Here is a 7,114-nt window from a genome sequence, read left to right as displayed (position 1 = left end):
GTGTTCGCCGTGTTCGCCGTGTTCGCCGTGTACGCCGTGTACGCCCTGGCCATCCTCGCCGCACTGCTCACCGTCGGAGCCCTCTCCGACCACATCGGGCGCCGTCCGGTGCTGCTCACCTCCTCGCTGCTGCTCGCCGCCGCCCTCGCGGTGTTCGCCACCGCCGGCGGGGTAGGGGAGCTGACCATCGGCCGCGTTCTGCAGGGCCTGGCGACCGGCGCCGCCAGCGGCGCCCTCGGCGCCGGCCTGCTCGACCTCGACCGGGCCCGCGGCACCCTGGCCAACGGAGTCGGCCCGTTCACCGGCCTGGCCCTGGGTGCCCTCGGGTCCAGTCTGCTCGTGGCCTACCTGCCCGCTCCCACCCGTCTGGTCTACCTGGTGCTGTGCGCGATCGTGCTCGCCCAGGCGGTCGGGGTCGCGGCGATGCCCGAGACCGCACCGCGCATCCCCGGAGCGATCGCGTCGCTGCGCCCGACCATCGGCGTACCCGCCGCCGCCCGCCGCCCCCTGCCTGGTCGCCTCCTGGGCCCTGAGCGGGTTCTACCTCTCCCTCGGCCCGAGCCTGGCCCGTCTCGTCGTCGACTCCCGCTGGGTCGTGCTGGGAGGTCTCGCGGTCTTCGCCATCACCGTGACCGCGGCCCTGACGGTGCTGCTCGTGCGCGACACCGCCCCCCGCACCGTGATGTTCCTCGGCGCCCTGGGCCTGCTCGTCGGCGTCGGTGTCACCCTGCTCGGCGCGGACCTTCCCTCCACCCCGACGTTCTTCGCCGGCACCACGCTGGCCGGTATCGGTCTCGGCGCCAGTTTCCAGGGCGGCCTGCGCGTCCTGATCCCCCTGGTCGCCCCGCACGAACGCGCCGGCCTGCTCTCGGCCGTCTACGTGCTGTGCTACCTCGCCTTCGGCGTCCCCGCGGTCGTCGCCGGCTACCTGGTCACCCACCACGGGCTGCTGCCCACCGCCCGCGGGTACGGCCTGGTCGTCATGGCCCTCGCCGCGCTGGCGCTCCTCGGCCTGCTCACCCGCGCCCGGCGCCCGGCGGCCCTCGGCCGGCGAATCCGGAGGACCTGAGCACGGTCCGCGGTCCCTGACTCCACCTGCAGTCACCCGGTAGAGTGCTGTTGAAAATGGTTTTTTTGTTTCTATGTAGGGTGCCGGGCGTGAGTCGATCCTTTGCCTTTGCATCCCGCCTGCTGGCGCTTGGCGGCGCCGCCACGCTCGCGGTTTCCTTGATCGCCAGCTGTGGCGGCGACCGGGCTGCCACCGCCGAGGCCGCCGCCGGCCGGCTGCCGGCGGTGGCCAACTTCTACCCGGTGCAGTTCCTGGCCGAGCGGATCGGCGGGGACCGGGTGACGGTGACGAACCTGACCCCGCCCGGTTCCGAACCGCACGACCTGGCGGTGGACGGCCGCGGTGCCCGGGCGCTGGCCGAGGCAAAGGTGGTGTTCTACCTCGGGGCGGGTTTCCAGCCGGACGTGGAAAAGGCCGTCGGCGACAGCGCGCCCGCGGTGATCCGTCGGGACCTGCTCGCAGCGCCCGGGGTGAGCCTGCGACCCGCGCCGGCGGTACTGGGCGAGGAGGCCCTGTCCGGCGGCAAGGACCCGCATGTCTGGCTGGATCCGGTGCGGATGAAGGCGATGGCCGGCGTGGTCGCCGCCGCCTACACCAACGCCGATCCCGAGCACACCGCGGACTACCGGGCAAACCTGGCCACGCTCGGGCGTGACCTCGACGGGTTGGGCGCGGCCCTGCGGGCGGGTCTGACCGGCTGCGCGCAGACGGCGATCGTGACCTCGCACGCCGCGTTCGGGTACCTGGCCGACCGGTACGGGCTGCGGCAGATCCCGATCGCCGGGTTGTCGCCGGACGCGGAGCCGGACGCCAGGACCCTCGCCGAGATCACCGACACGGCCCGGGCGGCCAGGGCACACACGGTGTTCTTCGAGGAGGCGCTGCCACCCGATCTGGCCAGGACCGTCGCCACGGCGATCGGCGCCCGGGTGGACCTGCTCGCCGCGTTGGAGTTCGACCCGGGCAAGGCGTTGGGTGCCGGTCAGGACTACCTCAGCGTGATGCGCGGCAACGGGCGGCGCCTGCACACCGGCCTGGAGTGCCGGTGAACCCGCCGGTACTGGCGGCGCGCGGCCTGACCGTGCGGTACGGGCGGGTCACCGCGATCGAAGACGTGGACGTGGCCCTGGCGGCCGGGGAGCTGGTCGCCCTCGTGGGGCGCAACGGCGCCGGCAAGTCCACCCTGCTGCGCGCCCTCGCCGGCCTCACCCCCCACGAGGGCACCGTCACCCGCCAGGCGACGGCATGCCACCACCGGCGCACCGAACTGCGGGGGGCAAGCGAGGTGCGGGTGGCGTTCGTGCCGCAACGCGCCACCCCGCGCTGGGACCTGCCCATCTCGGTCCGCCAGGCGGTGGCGACCGGCCGGCTTTCCCCGCGGCGGTGGTGGCGGCGGCCAGCCGCCGCGGACCGCCGCGCCATCGAGGCGGCCCTGTTACGCATGGATCTGCATTCCCTGGCGGACCGGCCGGTGGGCGAGCTGTCCGGGGGACAGGCGCAGCGGCTGCTGCTGGCCCGCGCCCTGGCGCAGGAACCGGACGTGCTGCTGCTCGACGAGCCGTGCGACGGCCTGGACGCCGCGAGCGTCAGCGCGTTGCTGGCCGCGCTGACCGAGCTGGCCACCGGCGGCATCGCGGTCTGCTGCGCGCTGCACGAGCTGCACCTGGCCCGTGGCCTGTTCGACCGGGCAGTGGTCATCGACCGGGCGGTACTCGCCGACGGGCCCGCCGGCCAGGTGCTGCCCGTCGGCGCCCCGCTGCCGGTCGCGGCCGGCCGCGGGGCGCCGACGTGAGTGGCCTCGGCTGGCTGACGGGGCCACTGGGGTACCCGTTCATGCAGCGCGCCCTGGTCACCACCCTGGCCGTCGGCGTGGCCGCACCGGTCGCCGGGGTGTGGGCCACCAGCCGCCGCCTGGTGTACCTGACCGACGCGATGAGCCACGCCATCCTCGCCGCCGCCGCGCTGCTCGGCGCCTCCCTGCTGGCCGGCGGGCTGGTCGCGGCGGCGGTGATGGCGCTGCTGGTCGCCGTGCTGGTGGTCCGGGCTCGGCTGCCGGAGGACAGCGCCATCGGGGTGGTCGGGCAGGGACTGTTCGCCCTCGGGGTGATCGGGGTATCGCAAAGCACCGAGCCTCGTGCCCTCTCGCACGTGCTGTTCGGCAACCCGCTGACCGTCACCACCACCGATGTGATCATCGAGTTGGCGATCGCCGCGCTGGTCGTCGCCGCGGCCGCGGGATGCCTGCCGCTGCTGGTCGCCACCACCTTCGACCCGGGCCACGCCCGCACCCTCGGCGTGCGCACCGGCCTGGTCGACACCGCGGTCATCCTCGGGCTCGGCCTCGTAGTCGTGATCGGCCTGACCACCGTCGGAGTCCTGATGGCGCTGACGCTGTGCATCGCCCCGGCCGCCGCCGCCCGGCTGCTGTCCAGCCGCCGGCCTCGGCGTCACCACCGGGCTGGTCGGGCTGCTGGCCAGCTACCACCTCGGCCTGCCCGCCGGCCCCGAGGTCGCCGCCGCCGCGCTGACCCGCGCCGCCCGCCCCGGCCCCCGCACCGACCATGGGCGTGTGCCGCTGGCCGGCTGCGACCAAACCACCACCGGCCAAGGGAGAACATCCTGACCACCAATCCGACAACCCCACTGGCCGGCCCCGCCGGCCGGCCCGACGGCACCGGCCGGGCCAACGCCGCCGCCCTCAAGGCGGTCGTCCGCGACATGCTGCTGCTGGACGACAGCCACACGGTGGTCATCCAGCAGCTGGCCTGCGCCGAGCCGGGCTGCCCACCTGTGGAAACCGTCATTGCCGTGCTGTCCGCGGGCGCGCCGACGCGCCGCTGGACGCTGCACCAGCCGATGGCCGAGCTGACCGCCGAGTCCGTTCGCGCCGCCCTGTCACCTGAAGGAGAAAAAGAATGACTGATACCCGGGTACCCGTCACCGTGCTGACCGGTTTTCTCGGTTCCGGCAAGACCACCCTGCTCAACCGCATCCTCAGCGAACAGCACGGCCTGCGCATCGCCGTCATCGAGAACGAGTTCGGCGAGCTCGGCGTCGACGACGCCCTCGTCCTGGACGCCGAAGAAGGAATCTTCGAGATGAACAACGGCTGCATCTGCTGCACCGTGCGCGGGGATCTCATCCGCATCCTCGGCACGCTGATGCGCCGCCGCGACCGCTTCGACCGGATCCTGGTGGAGATCACCGGCCTGGCCGACCCCGCGCCCGTGGCGCAGACCTTCTTCGTCGACGACGAGATCCGCGGCCAGCTGCGCCTGGACGCGATCATCACCCTCGTCGACGCCAGGCACATCCTCACCCACCTCGACGAGGTCAAACCCGACGGGGTGGAGAACGAGGCCGTCGAGCAGGTCGCCTTCGCCGACCGCCTCGTGCTCAACAAGACCGACCTGGTCGACCCCGACCAGCTGGGCGGCATCCAGACCCGGCTGCGGCAGATCAACGCCCTCGCCGACATCATCCCGGCGCAGCACGCGAAGATCGACCTAGCTGCCATCCTCGACGTCGGCGCGTTCGACCTCTCCCGCGTCCTGCAGACCGACCCGCAGTTCCTGCAGAGCACCGACCACCAGCACGACGCCACCGTCACCTCGGTCGGCATCGACACCCCAGGTGACGTCGACATCGACAAGCTCAACGCCTGGCTCGGCAAGCTCCTCGCGAGCAAGGGCGTGGACATCTTCCGCTCCAAAGGCATCCTCGCCCTGGCCGGCAACGACCGCCAGTACGTCTTCCAGGGCGTGCACATGCTCTTCGACGGCGACACCGGCCGCCCCTGGCGCGAGAACGAACCACGCACCAACCGGCTGGTCTTCATCGGCCGCAACCTCGACCGCGCCGAACTGGAGGCCGGGTTCACCGCCTGCCTCACCACCGCCGCATGAGCACCGCGACCATCGAAGCCCCGCTGTGGCAGGCCAGGATCGACGAGACCCCCGTCGCCGTGAGCGCGGCCAGCGGGCTGCTCGCCGTGGCCGGCGCCGACGGGACCTGCGCCATCCACCAGGCCGACACCGGTGAGCCCGCCGCCTCCCTGTCGGTCGACGGCGGCCTGCTCGACGCCGCGTTCTCCCCCGACGGTGCCCACCTGGCGCTGACCGGCCCCACCGGCTACCGGCTGTGGCACACCACCGGCCAGCAGCCCACCGGCCAGCAGCACAGCCCGTACGGCACGGCCGGCTGGTCCGCCCGCGCCCGCTGGTACGGCGCCAACCGGGTGGCGGTCGCCTGCGGCCGGCACGTCCGGGTGCACGCCGCCGACGGCAGCCTGCTGTGGTGCACCGGCCCGGCGCCCAGCACCGTCACCGACCTCGCCTGGCTGCGGGCGGGCCGCGAGGTCGTCGCCGCCGCCTACCGCTACGCCCGGCACAGCACCGACCCGGTCGAACACCTGCGCTACCCGGGCTCGCACCTCGCGATCGCCGTCGGCGCCAACGACCGGTGGGTCTGCACCGGCAACCAGGACCGCAGCGTGCACATCTGGCGCACCCGCGACCGGCAGGAACTGGAGATGCCGGGCTACCTGGGCAAGGTCACCCAGCTGGCGTTCGACCCCACCGGGCGATGGCTCGCCAACAACGGCGCCCCCGACGTCACCGTCTGGGACTTCGCCGGCAAAGGCCCCGGTGGCAGCAAGCCCCGGCTGCTGCGCGGTCACGACACCATCACCGCGCTCGCCTGGCAGCCCGCGACCGGCGCCGGCCTGGCCACCTGCGGCGCCGACGCCACCGCCGCGCTGTGGCGCGTCACCGCCGCCGCGCCCGGCCGCCCCGCCCGACCGGCGCACCGGTTCGACCTCGACGCCCCGGCCACCGCCCTCACCTGGCTCGACCAGCGGCGCATCCTCATCGCCACCCGCGCCGGCACCCTGTACGCGTTCGACACCGGCGCCTACCTGGAAGGCGGCCGTTAAGGAGGGTCTGACCTGCCCGGCATCCGGCCAGGCGGGAAACCGCGCTCGTGCTGGTCGACCTCCATCGCTGGATCCTCGCCATGCCATCCATGGGCTCCGATTGCGCGACGGCCTGGCCGGGACCGGGACGAAAACCGTGCTCGTAACAGCCGAGCTCAGGGCCGGTCGGTGGCGGTGGTTGTCCCTGACCGGTCGGGGATGAAGATCTCCTCGATGGCCAGGCTGAAGATGTCGGCGAGGGTGAAGGCCAGGAGAAGGCTGGGGTCGTACCGTTCGGTCTCGATCGCGTTGATGGTCTGCCGGGATACCCGGCATCGGTCGGCCAGGTCGGCCTGGCTCCACCGGCGTTCCGCCCGCAGCGCGCGCAGCTGGTTCTTCATCGGCGTAGACGGGTGCGTAGGTCTGCGATCAGCAGCCACATCGCCACGCCGCCGATGGTGATTATCTGGGTGAGCTGGCGTAGCTGGACGATGCCAGCGGCGTCGAGCAGAGCGGCTAGCTGAAGCCCTACCAGGACTGCCGCGAAGGCAATCGCCATACTCTCCAGTTGGATCTTGCGCTGGTACTCGTCGGCGCGGCGGAAGGCGCGCAGCAATACCCATGCCACGGCGAGCGTGAACGCGCTGCTGACCCCCAGCCACCAGGCCTCCTGGGCGGCGGTCTGGTCAGGGTCGCTGCCCAGGGCCAGAGCGATCCCTCCGAGGGTGGCGACGGGGAGACCGTCCAGGAAGATCGCCCTGCGGGCGGCACGTGTCACGTTGTCCTGCCGCGTCTCATCGATCATGGTATGAATGTAAAGCTGGCTTTCCATCAAGTCAAGTTTGCTTGTCATAGGCGGCTCTGGACATCGATGCAGAAGGATACGGCTACGTAGGCGTACCCGTATCCTTGGGGAGGAGTGAGAGGAGACCGGCGTGGCCGACGCCACCACGCGGCTGGACGCCGAACTCGACCGTCGCCTGGGCCAGGCTCAACAGACCGGCCCCGCGCTCTGGCCGTCCTCGACCTCGCCGGGCTAAGCCGCGGCCCGGTCCTAGGGCCTGTTTGGGAAGTATGTCCCGAGGCTGGCCGTGGATCTGATGGTGATTTTCGGATTGCATGATCCGTTGTGT

8 protein-coding genes and 1 pseudogene are annotated in these 7,114 nt (G+C 72.4%); 7 read left to right on the top strand and 2 right to left on the bottom strand.

From position 1 onward, the window contains the following. The 7 genes and pseudogenes from ACY5KJ_RS15610 to ACY5KJ_RS15580 form a co-directional block, all read left to right on the top strand. Window positions 1–396 (top strand): annotated as a pseudogene (locus ACY5KJ_RS15610) (MFS transporter); the annotation flags it as partial. Window positions 397–595: 199 nt separating this feature from the next. Continuing rightward, window positions 596–1,069, top strand: a complete 474-nt coding sequence (locus tag ACY5KJ_RS15605) for a hypothetical protein (protein ID WP_462203681.1) — start codon at window positions 596–598, stop codon at window positions 1,067–1,069. An 89-nt stretch (window positions 1,070–1,158) separates the two neighbouring features. Next, window positions 1,159–2,118 (top strand): metal ABC transporter substrate-binding protein, encoded by a 960-nt coding sequence (locus tag ACY5KJ_RS15600; protein WP_462203680.1) that lies wholly within the window; start codon window positions 1,159–1,161, stop codon window positions 2,116–2,118. Continuing rightward, the gene (locus ACY5KJ_RS15595) at window positions 2,115–2,861 is read left to right on the top strand and encodes a metal ABC transporter ATP-binding protein (RefSeq protein ID WP_462203679.1); all 747 of its coding nucleotides are present in this window, start codon (window positions 2,115–2,117) and stop codon (window positions 2,859–2,861) included. The genes ACY5KJ_RS15600 and ACY5KJ_RS15595 overlap by 4 nt, the downstream gene beginning before the upstream one ends. Then, window positions 2,858–3,988 carry a metal ABC transporter permease gene (locus tag ACY5KJ_RS15590; protein WP_462203678.1) on the top strand — a complete coding sequence of 377 codons (1,131 nt, stop codon included), beginning with the start codon at window positions 2,858–2,860 and terminating at the stop codon, window positions 3,986–3,988. The genes ACY5KJ_RS15595 and ACY5KJ_RS15590 overlap by 4 nt, the downstream gene beginning before the upstream one ends. Further along, window positions 3,985–4,974 carry a CobW family GTP-binding protein gene (locus ACY5KJ_RS15585; protein WP_462203677.1) on the top strand — a complete coding sequence of 330 codons (990 nt, stop codon included), beginning with the start codon at window positions 3,985–3,987 and terminating at the stop codon, window positions 4,972–4,974. The genes ACY5KJ_RS15590 and ACY5KJ_RS15585 overlap by 4 nt, the downstream gene beginning before the upstream one ends. Further along, window positions 4,971–6,002 carry a WD40 repeat domain-containing protein gene (locus ACY5KJ_RS15580; RefSeq protein ID WP_462203676.1) on the top strand — a complete coding sequence of 344 codons (1,032 nt, stop codon included), beginning with the start codon at window positions 4,971–4,973 and terminating at the stop codon, window positions 6,000–6,002. Before ACY5KJ_RS15585 ends, ACY5KJ_RS15580 begins: the two co-directional genes overlap by 4 nt. Window positions 6,003–6,157: 155 nt before the next feature. On the opposite strand, the gene ACY5KJ_RS15575 is transcribed toward ACY5KJ_RS15580, so the two are convergent. Both ACY5KJ_RS15575 and ACY5KJ_RS15570 read right to left on the bottom strand, forming a co-directional pair. After that, a complete protein-coding gene (locus ACY5KJ_RS15575) occupies window positions 6,158–6,382 on the bottom strand; it encodes a helix-turn-helix transcriptional regulator (protein ID WP_462203675.1) in 225 nt (74 codons plus the stop codon). Continuing rightward, complete coding sequence (locus ACY5KJ_RS15570) at window positions 6,379–6,786, bottom strand: hypothetical protein (protein ID WP_462203673.1); 408 nt, start codon at window positions 6,784–6,786, stop codon at window positions 6,379–6,381. Before ACY5KJ_RS15570 ends, ACY5KJ_RS15575 begins: the two co-directional genes overlap by 4 nt. Window positions 6,787–7,114 lie beyond the last annotated feature (328 nt).

This window comes from Frankia sp. CcWB3 (assembly GCF_977927595.1).
Note: the sequence above shows the minus strand (reverse complement) of the source record. Positions and strands in the feature narration are given on the sequence as shown.

What these genes read in the sequence shown, in the direction of transcription:
- ACY5KJ_RS15585 (WP_462203677.1), top strand. Translation starts at nt 3,985, where the DNA reads ATGACTGATACCCGGGTACCCGTCACCGTGCTGACCGGTTTTCTCGGT.
- ACY5KJ_RS15580 (WP_462203676.1), top strand. Translation starts at nt 4,971, where the DNA reads ATGAGCACCGCGACCATCGAAGCCCCGCTGTGGCAGGCCAGGATCGAC.
- ACY5KJ_RS15575 (WP_462203675.1), bottom strand. Translation starts at nt 6,382, where the DNA reads ATGAAGAACCAGCTGCGCGCGCTGCGGGCGGAACGCCGGTGGAGCCAG.
- ACY5KJ_RS15570 (WP_462203673.1), bottom strand. Translation starts at nt 6,786, where the DNA reads ATGATCGATGAGACGCGGCAGGACAACGTGACACGTGCCGCCCGCAGG.